Raw genomic sequence first — 18,420 nt, forward strand, 5'->3', positions numbered from 1 at the left:
CCGCCACCGCCGAGATCTCCCGCTCGCAGATCTGGCAGTGGATCCACAACGGCGTCGGCGGCTTCCACCCAAGTCATCGATAAGGGGCCACCGTTGGACCGGTGAGCAACCATGCGAAGGGGCCCGTACGTTCGGGGTGAACGGGCGGGCCCCTGGCGTTCGGTGGTCAGCCCACCGAGGAGTAGGCGATGATGCCGCGGCGCAGGCCGTCGACGGCCTTGCGGGCCGTCCGGCGCAGTTCGGCGTCCTCGCCGGCCGCGTCCTGGATCTGGCCGAGGACGTCGATCAGTTGCTTGGTCCAGCGGACGAAGTCGCCGGCCGGCATGTCGGCGTCGCGCAGCACCTGGTCCAGGCTGTGGCCGAGGGCCCAGCGGTGGGCGGCCCAGGCGAAGCCGAGGTCGGGCTCGCGCTGGCCGACGCCCTCGGCGGTGTTGATCCGGTGCTGTTCCTCCAGGGCGTCCAGGTGGCCCCAGATGCGGACCATCTGGCCGAGCGCCTCCTTGGCCCCGCCCTCCGGCACCCGGGGGGCGGTGGCGTCGTCGGACTGGCGCGACTCGTAGACCAGCGCCGAGGCGCAGGCGGCGAGTTCGGCGGCGTCCAGGCCGCTCCAGACGCCTTCGCGGATGCACTCGGAGGCGAGCAGGTCGAGTTCGCCGTAGAGCCGGCCGAGGCGCTTGCCGTCGTCGGTGACGGTGTCGCCGCTCAGGTAGCCGAGGTCGGTGAGCAGCCCGCAGACGCGGTCGAAGGTGCGGGCGATGGTGTGGGTGCGGGAGCGCATCCGGCGTTCCAGCGCCTCGGTGTCGCGGTGCAGGCGGTGGTAGCGCTCGGCCCAGCGGGCGTGGTCCTCGCGCTCGTCGCAGCCGTGGCAGGGGTGCTGGCGCAGTTCGGTGCGCAGCCGGGTGATCTCCTGGTCGTCGGCGGCGGCCGCGCGGCCCCGGCGGAACCGCTCGGGTTCGAGGTGGCCGGCCTTGGTGCGCAGCGCGGAGGCGAGGTCCCGGCGGGACTGCGGGCTGCGCGGGTTGAAGGACTTGGGGATGCGTACCCGCTCGACGGCGGCGACCGGGTACGGGAAGTCGATCATGGCGAGCCGCTTGACCTGCCGCTCGGCGGTGAGCACCACCGGGCGGGGCCCGTCCTGGAAGTCGGGGTGGCGGCCGACCCGGCCGTTGCGGCTGACCGGCGGCAGGCCCGGGTCGAGGACCAGGGCGAGGCCGGCGAACTTGCCGGTGGGGACGTGGATGACGTCGCCCGGCTTGAGCTGCTCGATCGACTCGACGGCGGCCGCGCGGCGCTGGCCGCTGCCCTCGCGGGCGAGTTCGTTCTCCCGGTCCTTGAGCCGGCGGCGCAGGTCCATGTACGCGTCGAAGTCGCCGAGGTGGCAGGTCATCGACTCGCGGTAGCCCTCCAGCCCCTCTTCGTTGCGCTGGACCTGGCGGGCGATGCCGACCACCGAGCGGTCGGCCTGGAACTGGGCGAAGGAGGTTTCCAGCAGTTCGCGCGAGCGGTGCCGGCCGAACTGGGAGACCAGGTTGACGGCCATGTTGTAGGACGGCCGGAACGAGGACTTGAGCGGGTAGGTGCGGGTGCCGGCCAGGCCGGCCAGCGCCTCCGGGTCGAGGCCGCGCTGCCAGAGCACCACGGCGTGGCCCTCGACGTCGATGCCTCGGCGCCCGGCCCGGCCGGTGAGCTGCGTGTACTCGCCGGGGGTGATGTCGGCGTGGGTCTCGCCGTTCCACTTGACCAGCTTCTCCATGACCACCGAGCGGGCGGGCATGTTGATGCCGAGCGCCAGGGTCTCGGTCGCGAAGACGGCCTTGACCAGGCCCTTCACGAACAGTTCCTCGACCACCTCCTTGAACCGCGGCAGCATCCCGGCGTGGTGGGCGGCGATGCCGCGCTCCAGCCCGTCCAGCCACTCGAAGTAGCCGAGGACGTGCAGGTCCTCGTCGGGGATGTCGGCGCAGCGCTCCTCGACGAAGGCCCGGACGACGGCGCGGTCGGCGTCCTTGTTGAGCCGCAGGCCGGAGCTGAGGCACTGCTGGACGGCGGCCTCGCAACCGGCCCGGCTGAAGATGAAGGTGATCGCGGGCAGCAGGCCCTCGGCGTCGAGCCGGTCGATGACGTCCACCCGGCCCGGCGTCCAGACCCGGCCGGGGCGCCCGTTGGGCATGCTGCGGCCCCGGCCGCGGCCGAACCGGTCGCGCGGGTTGCGGTCCAGCTCGGAGCGGGCGAGCCGGACCAGCTCGGGGTTGACGGCCTTGCCGGGGTTACGCGGGCCGTCCTTGGGGCGGCCGTCCCGGTCGGGGTTGGCGAACAGGTCGTACATCCGGTTGCCGGCCATCACGTGCTGCCACAGCGGCACGGGCCTGGTCTCGGAGACGATCACCCGGGTGCCGCCGCGCACGGTGTCCAGCCAGTCGCCGAACTCCTCGGCGTTGGAGACGGTCGCGGAGAGCGAGACGAGGGTGACCGACTCGGGGAGGTGGATGATGACCTCCTCCCAGACGGCGCCGCGGAAGCGGTCGGCGAGGTAGTGCACCTCGTCCATGACGACGTAGCCGAGGCCGTCGAGGGTGCTGGAGCCCGCGTAGAGCATGTTGCGCAGCACCTCGGTGGTCATGACCACCACGGGGGCGTCGCCGTTGACGGTGTTGTCGCCGGTGAGCAGACCGACCTTGGCGGCGCCGTAGCGCTTGACCAGGTCGCCGTACTTCTGGTTGGACAGCGCCTTGATGGGCGTGGTGTAGAAGCACTTGCGGCCGCCCAGGAGGGCCAGGTGCACGGCGAACTCGCCGACGATGGTCTTGCCCGAGCCGGTGGGCGCGGCGACCAGGACGCCCGAGCCGGCCTCCAGTGCCTCGCAGGCCTCCAGTTGGAAGTCGTCCAGCGGGAAGTCGTACAGCTGCTGGAAGCCGTGGAGCGCGGTCGCCTGTTCCTTGGCCCGGCGGCGGCTGGCCGCGTACGCCTCGGCGGGGCTGAGCTCCTGGTCGTCGTGGGGCTGGGGCTCAGGGGTGTTCATCGCCGTCCGGGTGTGGTTGGTGTGATCTCGCATCTCAGCGAGAGGTTACCCGGCGGCACTGACATCGATAGCACCGTTTTTCCGTGCGACTTTCCATGCGGCTTCCGTAGGGCTTCCGTACGGCTTTCCCCGCGGCTTCCCTGCGTCGGGATCGGCCGCAGGATCGGCCACTGGATCATTCCGGGATCGCTTCCCTCTCACATCCATAGTTGCAAACATCTTCAAGTGATCAGAGTCCGACCAGCTTCGGACGTCTCCGGTCATCCCCGGTGGACGGCCGCCGGTCTCCCTACCGTCGTTGCCACGGCGGAGCCACCGCCACCAACTCACGGGAGGACACCGACGATGGCGAACCTGGAGACGTCCCTCAAAGAGGCCATGGGGATCGACGGCGCGATCGGCGTCGCCCTGGTCGACTACGGCAGCGGCATGGCGCTCGGCAGCCTCGGCGACGGCGGCGAACTGGACCTCAACGTCGCCGCCGCCGGGAACACCGACGTGGTCCGCGCCAAGATGCGGGCGATGGAGATGCTCAACCTGCACGACAACGAGATCGAGGACATCCTGATCAGCCTCACCAACCAGTACCACCTGGTCCGACCGATCACCACGCCCACCGGGCGCGGCCTCTTCCTCTTCCTGGCGCTCAACCGCGGCCGCTCCAACCTCGCGATGGCCCGCCACCAGCTCAAGCGGATCGAACTCTCGCTGGAGATCTGAGCGGACCGACACCAGGGAAGGGGGGACTCGTGGCGGTAGCGCTCTACCAGGCCAAGGCCGAGTTCTTCCGGATGCTCGGCCATCCCGTCCGGATCCGGGTGCTGGAACTGCTCCAGGCCGGACCGACGCCCGTCCGTGGGCTGCTCGCCGAGCTGGAGGTCGAACCCTCCAGCCTCTCCCAGCAGCTCGCGGTACTGCGCCGGTCCGGCATCGTCACCGCCACCCGAGAGGGCAGCACGGTGGTGTACGCGCTGGCCGGCGGCGACGTCGCCGACCTGCTGCGAGCGGCCCGGCGGATCCTCACCGGGCTGCTCGCCGACCAGAACCTGCTGCTCGCCGAGCTGCGGGCCAGCTCCGAGCGGGCCGGATCCGACCGGGGCAGCTCCGACCGAGGCAGCTCCGAACGGGCCGGCCCGGAGTAGCCGCGTGTGCAGGCCGGCCCCCGCGCGCCGGTCAGCCCTTCAGCAGGTCGGCCAGCCCGTCCGCCAGCCGCTCGTACTCCCGCGGCCGGTTGTACAGCTGCGCGCTGACCCGCAGCACCCCGCCGCCGGCCCACGGGCGGATCGCGATCCGGGTGCCGAGCCGCTGCCAGACCTCGTCCCGCAGCGGTTTCACGTCCTGCTCCGCCTCGACGCACCCGGCCGGCAGCCGGACGGAGCGCATCCAGACCCCGGGCGTCGCGGGCAGCGGCGCCAGGCCGGCCCGCTCGGCGAGCACCCGCTGGCCGTACCCGGCGAGCGCGGCGTTGTGCGCGGCCACCGCCTCGGGGCCGAGCTCGCGCAGCAGCTCGAAGCCGGCCGGGGCGGCGAGCCAGCCCGTGTAGTCGCAGGTGCCGCGCCATTCGACGTTCCACGGGAAGCCCCGGTCGTGCTCCCAGGAGAAGGTCAGCGGGCGTACCCGGTCCACCCACTCCGGGCGGACGGCGAGCACGCCGGTGCCGCGCGGGGCGAAGGCCCACTTGTGCAGGTTGCCGAACCAGAAGTCGGCGTTCGGGTCGACCGGGGCGGGCAGCATGCCAGGGGCGTGGGCGCCGTCCACGACGGTGGTCACGCCGCGCTCGCGCAGGTCGGCGAGCAGGCCCGGGCCGGCGATCAGGCGGGCGGTGGGCGAGGTGATCTGGTCCAGCACCGCGACGGTGACGCGCTCGTCGACGGCGGCGAGCACCGCCTCCCGGACGGCCTGCTCGTCGGGGGTGTCCAGCGGCAGTTCGACCTCGACCACCTCGGCGCCGGTCTCGGCGGCCCGGCGCTCGGCGGCCCGGGTGACCACGCCGTAACCGTGGTCGGTGACCAGGATCCGGTCGCCGGGCGCGAACGGGATGGTGTCCAGGGCGATCGCGACCGCCTCGGTGACGTTGGAGACCAGGGCGAGCCGGCCTGGGTCGACGGCCAGGTCGGCGGCGATCCTGGTCCGCGCCGCGCCGACCCGGGCCGGCAGGTCGGCGAAGAAGCCGTCCGGGTCCAGCTCGTGTTCGGCGCGCAGCCGCTGCTGCGCCCGCTGCACGGGGACGGGCACCGCGCCGTACGAACCGTGGTTCAGGTGCGCCGCGTCCGGCGAGATGCCGAACAGCCCGTCGGCCGCGGGCAGCGGGGCCGGGGGTTCGACGGTCCACAGGTCCTCGATCACGGCATCCTCCCCATTGTGGTGTGTGACATTTCACATGACAGGGTACTGGTCGGGTGGCGCGCTCCGATACGACGATCGGGCCGTGACCATCACCGACCCCTTCCTGTCGCTCAGCGCCCGCACCGGCCGGTTCACCTTCGGTGCGCCGCGCGCGTTCACCCTCGCCGAGGACGGTACCCGGCTACTGCTGCTCCGCTCGACCGGTTCCGAGGATCCGGTCGACCGCCTGCACCTGCTCGACACCGCCACCGGCGAGGAACGACTGGTCGCCGACCCGGCCGTCCTCGCCCCCGGGCGCACCGGCCGCCGCGACGACCTGCCCGCCGTCGAACGACGGCTGCGCGAACGCACCCGCCTGGTCGCCGCCGGCATCGGCACGTACGCGGCCACCGCCGACCTCGCGACCGCCGTCCTCGTCCTCGACGGCCGACTGTTCCGGATCGACACCGCCACCGGCGCCGGCACCGAACTGCCCGTCGCCGGGCCCGCGTTCGACCCCCGGCCGGACGCCGCCGGCGAACGCGTCGTCTACGTCGCCGACGACGCCCTGTACGTCACCCCCGACCTCGAACCGCTCTCCCCCGCCGACGGCGCCCGCTGGGGCGTCGCCGAGTTCGCCGCCGCCGAGGAGCTCGGCCGCTCCCGCGGCCACTGGTGGCGCCCCGACGGCGGCGCGCTGCTGGCCGCCCGGGTGGACGAATCCGCCCTCCCCCGGCGCTACTTCGCCGACCCCGCCCACCCCGGCGAGCCCGCCGAGGACTTCGCCTACCCGCAGGCCGGCGGCCCCAACGCGGACGTCCAGCTCTGGGTCCTCGGCCTCGACCGCAGCCGGGTACGGCTCCGCTGGGACGCCGCCGCGTTCCCGTACCTCTGCGCCGCCACCTGGGCCTCCGACCAGGAACTGCTGCTCACCGTCGCCGACCGGCTCCAGCAGCACGTCCTGCTGCTGACCGCCGACCCGGCCACCGGCGAGACCCGCGAACTCTCCCGCACCACCGACGAGTTCTGGGTCGACGACCTGCCCGGCACCCCCGCCCGGCTGGCCGACGGCCGGCTGCTCACCGCCCACGACACCCCGCAGGCCCGCGGCCTCGCCCTGGACGGCAAGCCGCTGGACACCACCGGGCTCCAGATCCGCCGGGTGGTCGGGCACCTGGACGGCCGGCTGCTCTGCGAGACCGGCCAGGGCGACCCGGCCGACCAGTACGTCCACCTGGTCGACCCGGACGGCGGCGCACCCGAACCCGTCACCACCGGCCCCGGCGTGCACTCCGCACTCGCCGCCGGCCGCACCCTGCTGCTCACCACCGCCGACGCCGACGGCATCCGGCGCCGACTGCTGCGCGACGGCTCGTTCGGCGGGGCGCTCGACGCCTCGCCCGACGGCCCCGCGCTGCCGCTCACCGACCTGAGCGCCGCCCTGCCCTACCGGGTGCGGCCACGGCTCGCCCGGGTCACCGAACTCGGCCTGCCCACCGCCGTGGTGTACCCGCGCAACCACGTCCCCGGCCGCCGGCTGCCGGTGCTGCTGGACGTCTACGGCGGGCCCGGCTTCCAGGCCGTGGCGGCCGAGCCGCGCCGCTGGCAGCTCCGCCAGTGGTGGGCCGACCAGGGCTTCGCCGTCGTCACCACCGACAACCGCGGCACCCCGTTCGTCTCGCCGGAGTTCACCCGGGCGATCTTCCGCCGCTTCTCCCAGGTGGCGCTGGACGACCAGGTGAACGCCCTGCAGGCGCTCGCCGGACAGCACCCCGACCTTGACCTCGGCCGGGTCGGCGTGCGCGGCTGGTCGTACGGCGGGTACTTCGCGGCGCTCGCCGTGCTGCGCCGCCCGGACGTCTTCCACGCCGCCTGCGCGGGCGCCCCGCCCACCGACTTCCGGCACTACGACACCGCGTACACCGAGCGCTACCTCGCGCTGCCGCAGGACAACCCGGAGGGCTACGCCGACGACTGCCTGGTCACCGACGCGCCCGGGCTGACCCGGCCGCTGCTGCTGATCCACGGGCTGGCCGACGACAACGTCCACCCCTCGCACACCCTGCTGCTCTCCGAGGCGCTCACCAAGGCCGGCCGCCCGCACAGCGTGCTGCCGCTGCCGGGCGTCACCCACATGACCCCGGGCGGGGTGAACGAGCAGGTCACCCAAGCCGAACTCGCCTTCCTGCGGGCGTCCTTGGGCTGAGCCGCCGGATCCCGGACAGGGGCGTCGCACCGGTGGTGCGGCGCCCTTCGCCTTGCCCGCACCTCTTCCACGTGACCCGTGACATGTGAAATATTACCTGCGCTTCGCCGAACGATTACTCCCACCCGGACCATCCGGAAGCCCGGAAGCCCGAGACCCCATCCCCCGGAAAGGACCGGTCAGTTGCGCAGACTGTCCGCCGCTCTCGCGGCCGCGCTCACCACGAGCGCGATAGCCGCCACCCTGCTGGGCACCCCCGCCCAGGCCGCTCCCCCTGCCCCCGCCACGATCGCCGCCGCCCCCGCGGAGCAGGGCGCCGAAGCCCCGCCCGCACCGCTCGCCCCCCAGGAGCGCGAGCGCCAGGCGCTCCGCACCAAGGCCCTGGAGCAACTCAACCAGGGCGCCGTCGCCAAGACCGCCGGCAAGCGGGCCCCCGCCAAGGTGAAGGTCGGCAACGACTACGTCCAACTGGCGCACCAGCGCACCGACAAGGTCTTCGTGATCCTCGCCCAGTTCGGCGACGAGGTCGACAACACCACCCAGTACAACGGCCAGCCCCGCTACGGCGGCACCCCCGGCCCGCGCCACGACCAGATCCCCAAGCCGGGCAAGGGCGACAACCACACGCTGTGGGAGCCGGACTTCAGCCGCGACTACTACCAGAAGATGTTCTTCGACGACACGCCCGGCACCGTGTCCATGCGCAACTACTACCGCACCCAGTCCTCCGGCCGCTACGACGTCCAGGGCACCGTCAGCGACTGGGTCACCGTCCCGTACAACGAGGCCCGCTACGGCAGCAACAAGGGCCCGCAGGGCTCCGGCGCCTGGACCCAGGGGCAGGAGTTCATCCGGGACGCCGTCAAGGCCTGGTACGACGGCGAGATCGCCAAGGGCCGCAGCGTGGCCGACATCAAGGCGCAGCTCGCCCAGTACGACGTCTACGACCGCTACGACCACACCAAGACCGGCGAGTTCAACCAGCCCGACGGCTACCTCGACAACGTCATCGTGGTGCACGCCGGCGTCGACGAGACCTGGGGCGGCGGCGCCCAGGGCGCCGACGCGCTGTGGGCGCACCGCAGTTGGACCTTCCCCGACGCGACCGGCCGGACCGGACCGGAGGGCAACAAGATCGGCGGCGCGCCGGTCGGCGACACCGGCCTCTACGTCTACGACTACGTCCAGGCCGGCGAGAACAGCGGCGTCGGCCTGTTCGCCCACGAGTACGGCCACAACCTCGGCCTGCCCGACCTGTACAGCACCAACGGCGGCGACAACAGCGTCAACTTCTGGTCGCTGATGTCCTCCGGCTCCTACCTGGGCAAGGGGCCGAACACCACCGGCGGCTACCCGGGCGACCTCGACGCCTGGAGCAAGCTCCAGTTCGGCTGGCTCGACTACGACGAGGCGCAGGCCGCCACCCGGTCCAGCCACGCCCTCGGGGTGAGCGGCTACAACACCGACCAGGCCCAGGCGCTGCTCGTCCACCTGCCGGACAGCACCACCAGCACCGACCTCGCCGACCCGTACGAGGGCGCCAGGCAGTGGTGGAGCGACACCGGCGACAACCTCGACAACTCGCTCAGCCGGGACGTCGACCTGCGCACCGCCACCGGCCCGGCCGCCCTGGACGCCGCCACCTGGTACGACACCGAGCAGGACTACGACTTCCTCACCGTCGAGGCCTCCACCGACCAGGGCAAGCACTGGACGGCCCTGGGCGGCACCGTCGACGGCGCGCCGATCGGTAACACCAGCGCAAACACTCCGGGGCTCAGCGGCAGTTCGGGCACCTACCGGAAGCTGCACCTCCCGCTGGACGGCTACCTGGGCCAGCAGGTCCGGCTGCGCTTCCACGCCACCTCCGACGGCAACACCCACGGCCGGGGCGTGCTCGTCGACGCCGTGAAGATCACCGCCGGCGGCACCGAGCTCTTCGCCGACGGCGCCGAGAACGGCGCCAACGGCTGGACCGCCACCGGCTTCACCGTCATCACCGGCCGCACCGCCGTCAAGCAGCACCCGCGCGCCTACCTCGCCGAGAACCGCCGCTACACCGGCTACGGCGCGTTCCTGAAGACCGGCCCGTACAACTTCGGGTACACCGGCGTCGCGGGCAAGGCCGACGTCGTCGACACCTACCCGTACCAGGAGGGCGTCCTGCTCTGGCTGTGGGACACCGCGTACGGCGACAACAACACCAAGGACCACCCCGGCGGCGGGCTGATCCTGCCGATCGACGCCCACCCGGCGGCGGTCCGCTTCGCCGACGGCACCCTGGTCAACGGGCGGGCGCAGACCTACGACGCGCCGTTCTCGCTCAGGCCGACCACGGCGTTCACCCTGCACAAGGGCGGCGTCGCGGTGCGGATCCCGTCCGAGCCGGCCGTCCCGGTCTTCAACGACCACACCGGCACGTACACCGACCCGGCCCTCCCGCAGCTCGCGGTGAAGGTGCCGGACACCAACACCAGGATCGAGGTCGTCCGGGAGTCCCAGGGCGGGCGGATCACCACCGTCCGGGTCGGCCCGGCCTCGTAGGAACCCACAGCGAAGGCCCCGGGCCCCCCGACGAAAAGGGGCCCGGGGCCGGCTCATCGGCCTCACCGCGCCCGGAGGACGGTTCACGCCGACCTCCGGCGAGGCCGTTCGGCGCCGACTCCAGGGGGTAACTGTCCTGCTCGGCAGGGGTGGTATCGCTCCGCGCAGCGAATGATCCGACCACGTCCGGTACGCTTGATCTTCAACAGGACTTGAAGTCAAGGAGTCAAGGAGTCGAGGAGCAGGCATGGACACCGCACCGGTCGACCTGCTGAGCGTCGGCGAGGTGGCCCGGCGGGCCGGGATCGCCACCTCGGCGGTGCGCTTCTACGAGGACCAGGGGCTGATCTCCTCCGAACGGTCGCCGGGCAACCAGCGCCGCTACCGGCGGCACGTGCTGCGCCGGATCTCGCTCATCCTGGTCGCCAAACGGCTCGGCATCCCGCTCTCCGAGGTGGCCGAGGTGTTCACCGGACTCCCCGAGGACCGGATGCCGGGCAAGCACGACTGGGACCGCATCTCGCGGCGCTGGGCCGAACAACTGCGCGCCCGGCGGGCCGAGTTGGAGCGGCTGGAGGAGGAGCTGACCGGCTGCATCGGCTGCGGCTGCGTGTCGCTGCGCCGCTGCCGGGTGCTCAACCCCGGGGACGAACTGGCCGCCGAGGGGCCCGGCCCGCGCCGGCTGCTGCCGGGCACGGCGGGCGAGGCGGGCGGGCCGTCCGGACCGTGAAAACGGTGGAACCCGGTCGGACGCGGCCCTCGTGAGGTTCCCCGCCGCGCCCGACCGGGCGTCTGCGGCGAGGGATCGCGTCCCTCGCCCGTTGGGTGCCGTACCGCCCGGCGTGGGGGCAACTGGGCGGTACGGCGGCTCTGGTCAGCCGGCCTCAGCCGGCTCATGAAGGCCCGCGAAGGCCAGAGAAGGCCCGCGAAGGCCTCCGGGAATCAGGCCTCCGGGAAGTGGCAGGCCGCCTCCCGGCCGCCCGGCCCGGCGATCCGCAGCAGCGGACGGTCCGTGCGGCAGATCTCCTGCGCCTTGGGGCAGCGCGGGTGGAAGGAACAGCCGGACGGCGGGTTCGCCGGGCTCGGCGGGTCGCCGAGCAGCACGATTCGCTCCCGCGCGCGTTCAGCCGCCGGGTCGGGCAGCGGAACTGCGGACAGCAGCGCCTTGGTGTACGGGTGCGCCGGGCTGCCGTACACCTCGGCCTTGTCGCCGATCTCGACGATCCGCCCGAGGTACATCACCGCCACCCGGTCGCAGACCCGCTTGACCACCGAGAGGTCGTGCGCGATGAACACGTACGCCAGGCCGAGCTCCTGCTGGAGCCGTTCCATCAGGTTGACCACCTGGGCCTGGATGGAGACGTCGAGCGCGGAGACCGGCTCGTCGGCGATGACCAGCTTCGGCGAGGTGGCGAGCGAGCGGGCGATGCCGATGCGCTGCGCCTGGCCGCCGGAGAACTCGTGCGGGTAGCGGTCGATCTGCTCGGGGATCAGCCCGACCAGTTCCATCAGCTCGCCCGCCCGCCTGCGCGCGTCGGCCGCGCCGAACCCCTGGAGCAGCAGCGGCTCGGAGATGATCCGGGCCACCGTCTGCCGGGGGTTGAGCGAGGAGTACGGGTCCTGGAAGACCATCTGCAGGTGCCGCCGGTGCGGTCGGAGCCGGGCCTGGGAGAGCCCGCCGATCTCGGTGCCGTCGAAGGTGACGGTGCCGGAGGTCGGGTCGAGCAGGCGGACGATCATCCGCCCGGTGGTGGACTTGCCGCAGCCGGACTCGCCGACCAGGCCGAGCGTCTCGCCCTTGCCGACGTCGAAGCTGACGCCGTCGACGGCGCGGACCGGGGCGCCGGGGCGGCCGGTGCGCCCTCGTCGACCGGGGAAGGTCTTCACCAAGTCCCTTACGGACAACAGGGTTTCGGTCATGGCCGGGCTCCTTCCGGCACCAGCGGCAGGTGGCAGGCGGCCTGGTGGCCGGGGGCGAGCGGGCCGAGCTCGGGTCGTTCGGCCAGGCAGCGGGCGTGTTCCTCGGCGGTGGCGGCGTCGGTGCGGGCGCAGCGCGGGGCGAAGGAGCAGCCGGGGGCGGGGGCGATCAGCGACGGCGGGCTGCCGGGGATGGCCCGCAGCGGGGCGTCGTCGGTGTCGTCCAGGCGCGGCAGCGAGTCCAGCAGGCCGCGGGTGTACGGGTGCCCGGGGGTGGCGAACAGCCGGTCCACCGAGGCCTGTTCGGCGGCCCGGCCGCCGTACATGACCAGCACCTCGTGGGCGACCCGGGCGACCACGCCGAGGTCGTGGGTGATCATGACGACGCCGAGGCCGCGCTCCTGCTGGATGCGGGCGATCAGGTCGAGGATCTGCGCCTGGACGGTGACGTCGAGGGCCGTGGTGGGCTCGTCGGCGATCAGCAGTTCGGGCTCGCAGGCGAGGGCCATGGCGATCATGACGCGCTGGCGCATGCCGCCGGAGAACTGGTGCGGGTACTCGTCGACCCGCCGGGCCGGCTCTGGGATGCCGACCTCGGCCAGCATTTCGAGCGCCCGCGCGCGGCCCGCCCTGCGGTTGGCCTTGAAGTGCACCCGGTAGTGCTCGGCGATCTGCTCGCCGACGGTGTAGAAGGGGTGCAGGCTGGACAGCGGGTCCTGGAAGATCATCGCGATCCGGCGGCCCCGGACGGCGCCCAACGCCCGTTCACCGAGCCCGTTGAGCTCCATCCCGTCGAGCCGGATCGAGCCGGTGACGGCGGCGCCGCGGTGCAGGCCCATGACGGCGAGCGAGGTGACGGACTTGCCGCTGCCGGACTCGCCGACCAGGCCGAGGGTCCGCCCGGCCTCGACGGCGAAGGAGATGCCGTCCACCGCCCGGACGACGCCCCGGGGCGTGTCGAAGGAGACCCTGAGGTCGTCGACCTCCAACAGAGTCATCAGTACCTCACTCTCGGGTCGACGTACGCGTAGAGCAGGTCGACCAGCAGGTTCGCCGCGACGATGAAGAAGGCCGCGAGCAGGGTGACGCCGAGGATGACGGGCTGGTCGGAACGACCCAGCGCGTCGTAGAAGAGCCGGCCGACTCCGGGCAGGCCGAAGATGGACTCGGTGATGACGGCGCCGGCCAGCAGGCCGCCGAGGTCCATTCCGAAGATCGTGAGGATCGGCGTCACCCCGGCGCGCAGCCCGTGCTTGACCGTGACCGTCCGCGGCGGCAGGCCCTTGGCGCGGGCGGTGCGGATGTACGGCTCGGCCATGGTCTCGATCATCGAGTTGCGGCTCTGCCGGGCGTACATGGCCGCGTACAGCAGGGCCAGGGCGATCCACGGCAGCAGCAGGTTGGAGGCCCACTCGAAGGGGTTCTCGGTGAACTTGTGGTAGGCCGGGTAGGGCAGCAGCCCAGCCGTGCGAACGACACCCCAGATCAGCATGATCGAGGTGAAGTAGACCGGCAACGAGGCGGTGCCGACCGAGAGCACCATCAGCGTCTTGTCGGAGGCCTTGCCCTTGCGCAGCGCCGAGGTGACGCCCGCGCCGAGGCCGAGGACCAGCCAGAGCACGGCCGCGCCGACGGCGAGCGAGATGGACACCGGCAGGCGGTCGACGAGCAGGTCCCAGACCGGCAGCCCGTACTCGTACGAGTAGCCGAAGCACGGGAAGCCGCAGTGCACGGCGCTCGGGCCGCTGCCGTAGTCGCGGCCGGCGAAGATGCCGCCCAGGTAGGCGAGGAACTGTTCCCAGATCGGCTTGTTCAGGCCCATCGCCGCCTTGACGTCGGCGAGCCGCTCCGGGCTGCAGGTCTTGCCGCAGGCCGCCGCCGCCGGGTCGTTCGGCAACAGGTAGAAGATGGTGAAGGTGATGGCGCAGATGGCGAGCAGGATGCCCGCCACGCCGAGCAGTCGGCGGCCGAGGTAGAGGATCACGACCGGCCTCCCCGGGGGTCGAGGATGTCGCGCAGCGCGTCCCCGAGCAGGGTGAAGGCGAGCACGGCGAGGAACAGGAAAGCCGTAGGGATCAGGAAGTACGTCGGGTCGGTCTCGTAGTGGACGATGCTCTCCGCGATCATCTGGCCCCAGGAGGAGGTCGGCGGGCGGACGCCCACGCCGAGGTAACTGAGCGCGGCCTCGGTGGCGATCATGCCGGGGATGAGCAGCGTGGTGTAGGCGATGATCGGGCCGGAGACGTTGGGCAGGATCTCCCGGGTGAGGATCCGCCAGGAGCGGGCGCCGCCGACCTTGGCGGCCTCGACGTACTCACGGTGCTTGAGCGAGAGGGTCTGGCCGCGCACCACGCGGGCGATGCCGGGCCAGGTGAACAGGCCGATCACCAGGGTGATCAGCAGGATCCGGTTGACGTCCTTGGCCACCGACATCATCGCGATCATGAAGATCAGCGACGGGAAGGACATGGTGAGGTCCATCAGCCGGGACAGCAGGGTGTCCGTCCGGCCGCCGAAGTAGCCGGCCGCGATACCGGCCAGGGTGCCGGTGATGACGACGACGGCGGTCGCGGTGAATGCGATCAGCAGCGAGACCTGCCCGCCGTGCAGGACGCGGGCGAACAGGTCACGCCCGGTGATCGGCTCGACGCCCAGCCAGTGCCGGGCACTGATGCCGCCGAAGTCGCCCCGGGGCATGCCGCCCAGGTACGGGTCGATGGCGCGCTTGTCGAACTCCTCGGGTGACCAGCCGCCGAGCGAGCTCAGCGGGCCGGCCAAGGCGGCCGCCAGCAGCAAGGCGCCGACCGTGATCAGACCGAAGCGGGCCGATCCCCTGGCCCACAGCTGGTCCCAGACCAGCCGCCACGGGCCGCGCCCGGTGGCCTTCGCGGGGCCCGCCGCCGTGGAGTCCACGGCGGCGGGCTCAGTGGTTGTACTCATCGCCGACGACCCCTCAGCCCTTGCCCTTGGAGGGGTCCTTGAGGCCGACCACGGCCAGGTCGATCATGCCGGCGTAGCCGGAGTTTCCGAACGCGCCGGCCACGTTGGTACCGGCCAGCAGCGGGCGGCGCTGCCACATCAGCGGGACGGCCGGGGCCTTCTTCAGCAGGTCCTCGTCCAGCTGCTGCCAGGCCTTGTTGGCCTCGTTGACGTCCGTCATGGCCGCGATCTGGTCCATCCGGTCCATGGTGGCCTGGTCACGGAACTGGCTGTAGTTGCCCTGGTTGCCCTTCTCCTTGATGGTCCGTCCGTCGAAGATGAACGGGAGGAAGGTCGCGCCGGACGGGTAGTCCGGGCACCAGCCGTTGATGGTCAGCTCGGGGGCGTTCTTGGTGTCGCCGAGCGTGTCGGTGAAGGCGGACGGGTCGACGGTGTTCACGGTGACCTGAACGCCGGCCTTGGCCAGCGACTGCTGGATCGTCTCGGCGCGGGTCTTGTCGCCCAGGGAGACGGTGATCGACACCTTGAGGCCGGTCTTGCCGGCCTCCTTCAGCAGGTCCTTGGCCTTCTCCGGGTCGCCGGCGGCCGGGATCCTCAGCGGGTCCGCCTTGGTGCCGCCGGTCAGCGACGGCGGGAGGTAGGAGGTGGCCACGTCGGCCATCGCCGGGCCGCCGAAGGCCGTCACCTGCGCCTCGCGGTCGACCGCCCACATCATCGCCTCGCGCACCTTCGGGTCGTCGAAGGGCGCCTTGGAGGTGTTCAGGTACAGCATGTCCGTACAGCCGGTCTGCTCGGCCGCCATGCGGGCCTTGACGTCCGGCTTGGTCAGCACCTTGGAGACGGACTCGTGGGCCATCCACGGCATCTCGATCGCGTTGGCGTCGGCGCCGTCGCTGGCGATGATCCGGTCGTCGGCCTGGCCGCCCTTGATGCCCTGGGTGACCACGATCCTGTCCGGGTACGCCTTGCGGACGGTATCGGTGGACTGGTCCCAGTTGGTGTTGCGGACCAGCACCAGCTGCTTGCCCCGGTCGTACGTGTCGATCTTGTACGGGCCGGAGGAGAACGGCCGCGAGTCGTACTGGGTGCCCTTCTCCTGGGACTGCGGCACCGGGGAGAAGGTCGGGAGGGTGACGGTGTCCGAGAACTCGGCGACCGGGCGCTTGAGGTGGAAGACGATGGTCCGGTCGTCCGGGGTCTCGATGCTCGCCAGGTGCTCGCCGGTGAGCGGGCCCTTGTAGTTCTCGCCGCCGGCCAGGTACTGGACGGCGTAGTCGGGGCCGCCGGTGAGGTCGGGGGAGAAGGACCGCTCGACGTTGTACTTGATGTCGGCGGACTTGATCGGGGTGCCGTCCTCGTACTTGAGGCCTTCCTTGAGCGTGAAGGTCCACACCTTGCCGCCGTCGGAGGACTTGCCGAGGTCGGTGGCGAGGTCCGGGACGATCTCGCTGCCCGCCGCACCCGGCTCGGACTTGAAGGTGGTCAGGGTGCGGTAGATCAGCCGGGTGCCGAAGTCCATGTGCGGCACGGTCCAGTTGCGGGCCGGGTCGAGGTGGGCGAAGTCCTGGTTGGTCAGGACGTTGAGGGTGCCGCCCTTGGCCGGGGTTCCGCCGATGACCGAACCGGACGCGGCGCCCGGGCCCTGGCCCTGGCCGCTGGAAGGCGCGGCGTCACTGCCGCTGTCGCTCTTGTCGTTCTTGCAGGCCCCGAGGCCGAGGGTGAGGGTCGCCGCGAGGGCCGCCGCGAGGGCGGCGTGGGTGCGCCTGGTCATGTGCAACTCCGCTGTGGGGGGCCTGCCGTGAAGCCCGTGATCCACCCCGGCAGGGATCCGGGGCCCGACCGGGAGGGCGACCGTCAAGGCCCGGCCACTCCGCGGTGTGACCCGTAACATAGTAATGTGAAATTGCACTGCACAAGAGGTGACGCCCCCCGTTACCGAGCTGTGTCCGGGCCACACCACCACCGCCACGCCTAGGAGTTCACCGGTGACCCACCGCCAGACCGGCCTCAACACCGGGAGCCACGACCTCCCCGTCTCCCCCGCCCTCGACGCCTTCATGGGCACCCGCTGGGCCGCCACCCCCCTCCCCGCCGACCAGCGCGCCCCCGGCCACGACCGCCTCCCCGGCCGCCACGCCCGCCTCTCCGCCGCCTTCCCCGGCGAACGGCTGATCGTCCCCGCCGGCCGGCTGAAGGTCCGCTGCAACGACCTCGACCACCGCTTCCGCCCGCACAGCGCCTACGCCTGGCTCACCGGCCTCACCGGCGAGGACCAGGCCGACCACGTCCTCGTCCTCGAACCGACCGGCCCCCACGGCCACGAGCCGGTCCTCCACCTGCGCCCCCGCTCCCCCCGCGGGGGGCACGCCAACGGCGCCGAGTTCTACCGCGACCGCCGCTACGGCGAGTTCTGGGTCGGCCGCCGCCCCGACCTCGCCGAAGCCGCCGCACTCACCGGACTGCGCACCGAACACCTCGACGACCTCGACAAACTCCTCACCGGCCCCCAACCGCCCACCCGCGTCCTCGCCGGCACCGACCCCCTCGTCGACGAAAGCACCGGACGCCCCGGCGCCCACACCGCACGGGACGGCGAACTCGACGCCGTCCTCGCCGAGTTGCGCCTGGTCAAGGACACCTGGGAGATCGACCAGCTACAACTCGCCGTCGACCACACCGTCACCGGCTTCCAGGACGTCGTCCGCGCCCTGCCCACCGCCCTGCGCCACCCCCGCGGCGAACGCTGGATCGAGGGCGTCTTCGACCTGCGCGCCCGCGCCGAAGGCAACGGCACCAGCTACACCACCATCGCCGCCTCCGGCGCCCACGCCTGCGTCCTGCACTGGATCCGCAACGACGGCGCCCTCGACCCGAACTCCCTGCTCCTGCTGGACGCCGGCGTCGAAACCGACACCCTCTACGCCGCCGACATCACCCGCACCCTCCCGCTCAGCGGCACCTTCACCCCCATCCAACGGCAGGCCTACGACCTCGTCCTCGCCGCCCAGAGCGCCGGCATCGCCGCGCTACGACCCGGCGCCCGCTTCCGCGACTTCCACAACGCCGCCATGCGGGTCATCGCCGAAGGCCTCGCCGACTGGGGCGTCCTGCGCATCCCCGCCGAACAGTCCCTCGCCGAGGACAACGGCCTCCACCGCCGCTACACCCTCTGCGGCAGCGGCCACATGCTCGGCCTCGACTACCACGACTGCGCCCGGGCCCGCGCCGACCGCTACCTCGACGGCACCCTGGAAGCCGGCATGGTCCTCACCGTCGAACCCGGCCTCTACCTCCAGCCCGACGACGAAACCCTCCCCCTCGAACTCCGCGGCCTCGGCATCCGCATCGAGGACGACCTCGTCATCACCCCCGACGGCGCCCACCTCATGTCCCACGCCCTCCCCCGCACCGCCCCCGCCATCGAATCCTGGATGGCGAGCCTGCTGGACTGAACCCGTTCGAACCGGGC

At 72.2% G+C, this 18,420-nt stretch carries 14 protein-coding genes; 7 read left to right on the forward strand and 7 right to left on the reverse strand.

Going from position 1 to position 18,420, the window contains the following annotated elements; genetic code table 11:
* On the forward strand, positions 1 to 83 hold an 83-nt coding region (locus AB0R04_RS35720; RefSeq protein ID WP_363377973.1), incomplete at its 5' end, for a hypothetical protein.
* An 83-nt stretch (positions 84 to 166) separates the two neighbouring features.
* Here AB0R04_RS35720 and AB0R04_RS35725 read toward each other — a convergent pair.
* Positions 167 to 3,019, reverse strand: coding sequence for a DEAD/DEAH box helicase (locus AB0R04_RS35725; protein WP_363377975.1), 2,853 nt, complete (start codon positions 3,017 to 3,019; stop codon positions 167 to 169).
* Positions 3,020 to 3,364: 345 nt separating this feature from the next.
* Between AB0R04_RS35725 and AB0R04_RS35730 the strand changes: the two genes are divergently transcribed.
* Together AB0R04_RS35730 and AB0R04_RS35735 are read left to right on the forward strand one after the other, a co-directional pair.
* Positions 3,365 to 3,739: a hypothetical protein gene (locus tag AB0R04_RS35730; protein WP_063346882.1), complete on the forward strand. Its 375-nt coding sequence runs from the start codon at positions 3,365 to 3,367 to the stop codon at positions 3,737 to 3,739.
* A gap of 29 nt (positions 3,740 to 3,768) precedes the next feature.
* Positions 3,769 to 4,161, forward strand: a complete 393-nt coding sequence (locus AB0R04_RS35735) for a metalloregulator ArsR/SmtB family transcription factor (protein ID WP_363377920.1) — start codon at positions 3,769 to 3,771, stop codon at positions 4,159 to 4,161.
* Between the two features lie 31 nt (positions 4,162 to 4,192).
* On the opposite strand, the gene AB0R04_RS35740 is transcribed toward AB0R04_RS35735, so the two are convergent.
* On the reverse strand, positions 4,193 to 5,365 hold the full coding sequence (locus AB0R04_RS35740) for an aminotransferase class V-fold PLP-dependent enzyme (RefSeq protein ID WP_363377922.1): 1,173 nt from the start codon (positions 5,363 to 5,365) through the stop codon (positions 4,193 to 4,195).
* Positions 5,366 to 5,447: 82 nt separating this feature from the next.
* On the opposite strand from AB0R04_RS35740, the gene AB0R04_RS35745 reads away from it, so the two are divergent.
* The 3 genes from AB0R04_RS35745 to soxR all read left to right on the forward strand — a co-directional run bounded on the left by AB0R04_RS35745 (position 5,448) and on the right by soxR (position 10,824).
* A complete protein-coding gene (locus AB0R04_RS35745) occupies positions 5,448 to 7,550 on the forward strand; it encodes a prolyl oligopeptidase family serine peptidase (RefSeq protein WP_363377924.1) in 2,103 nt (700 codons plus the stop codon).
* Between the two features lie 183 nt (positions 7,551 to 7,733).
* Complete coding sequence (locus AB0R04_RS35750; RefSeq protein WP_363377926.1) at positions 7,734 to 10,094, forward strand: immune inhibitor A domain-containing protein; 2,361 nt, start codon at positions 7,734 to 7,736, stop codon at positions 10,092 to 10,094.
* 247 nt (positions 10,095 to 10,341) lie between these two features.
* Positions 10,342 to 10,824 (forward strand): redox-sensitive transcriptional activator SoxR, encoded by a 483-nt coding sequence (soxR, locus tag AB0R04_RS35755; RefSeq protein WP_363377928.1) that lies wholly within the window; start codon positions 10,342 to 10,344, stop codon positions 10,822 to 10,824.
* Positions 10,825 to 11,036: 212 nt separating this feature from the next.
* Here the strand turns inward: soxR and AB0R04_RS35760 are convergent, their stop codons facing one another.
* Genes AB0R04_RS35760 through AB0R04_RS35780 form a run of 5 tightly spaced genes read right to left on the reverse strand, consistent with a single transcriptional unit; the run spans position 11,037 to position 16,722 of the window.
* Positions 11,037 to 12,014 (reverse strand): oligopeptide/dipeptide ABC transporter ATP-binding protein, encoded by a 978-nt coding sequence (locus tag AB0R04_RS35760; protein ID WP_363377930.1) that lies wholly within the window; start codon positions 12,012 to 12,014, stop codon positions 11,037 to 11,039.
* Positions 12,011 to 13,009 carry an ABC transporter ATP-binding protein gene (locus AB0R04_RS35765; RefSeq protein WP_363377932.1) on the reverse strand — a complete coding sequence of 333 codons (999 nt, stop codon included), beginning with the start codon at positions 13,007 to 13,009 and terminating at the stop codon, positions 12,011 to 12,013. The genes AB0R04_RS35760 and AB0R04_RS35765 overlap by 4 nt, the downstream gene beginning before the upstream one ends.
* Positions 13,009 to 13,995 carry an ABC transporter permease gene (locus AB0R04_RS35770; RefSeq protein ID WP_363377934.1) on the reverse strand — a complete coding sequence of 329 codons (987 nt, stop codon included), beginning with the start codon at positions 13,993 to 13,995 and terminating at the stop codon, positions 13,009 to 13,011. The genes AB0R04_RS35765 and AB0R04_RS35770 overlap by 1 nt, the downstream gene beginning before the upstream one ends.
* Positions 13,992 to 14,951: an ABC transporter permease gene (locus AB0R04_RS35775; RefSeq protein ID WP_363377936.1), complete on the reverse strand. Its 960-nt coding sequence runs from the start codon at positions 14,949 to 14,951 to the stop codon at positions 13,992 to 13,994. The genes AB0R04_RS35770 and AB0R04_RS35775 overlap by 4 nt, the downstream gene beginning before the upstream one ends.
* Before the next feature lie 13 nt (positions 14,952 to 14,964).
* Positions 14,965 to 16,722, reverse strand: a complete 1,758-nt coding sequence (locus AB0R04_RS35780; RefSeq protein WP_363377938.1) for an ABC transporter substrate-binding protein — start codon at positions 16,720 to 16,722, stop codon at positions 14,965 to 14,967.
* A gap of 214 nt (positions 16,723 to 16,936) precedes the next feature.
* On the opposite strand from AB0R04_RS35780, the gene AB0R04_RS35785 reads away from it, so the two are divergent.
* Positions 16,937 to 18,403, forward strand: a complete 1,467-nt coding sequence (locus tag AB0R04_RS35785; RefSeq protein WP_363377940.1) for an aminopeptidase P family protein — start codon at positions 16,937 to 16,939, stop codon at positions 18,401 to 18,403.
* The last annotated feature ends 17 nt before the right edge of the window (positions 18,404 to 18,420 follow it).

This window comes from Kitasatospora sp. NPDC056731 (assembly GCF_040687675.1).
Classification (GTDB): Bacteria; Actinomycetota; Actinomycetes; order Streptomycetales; family Streptomycetaceae; genus Kitasatospora.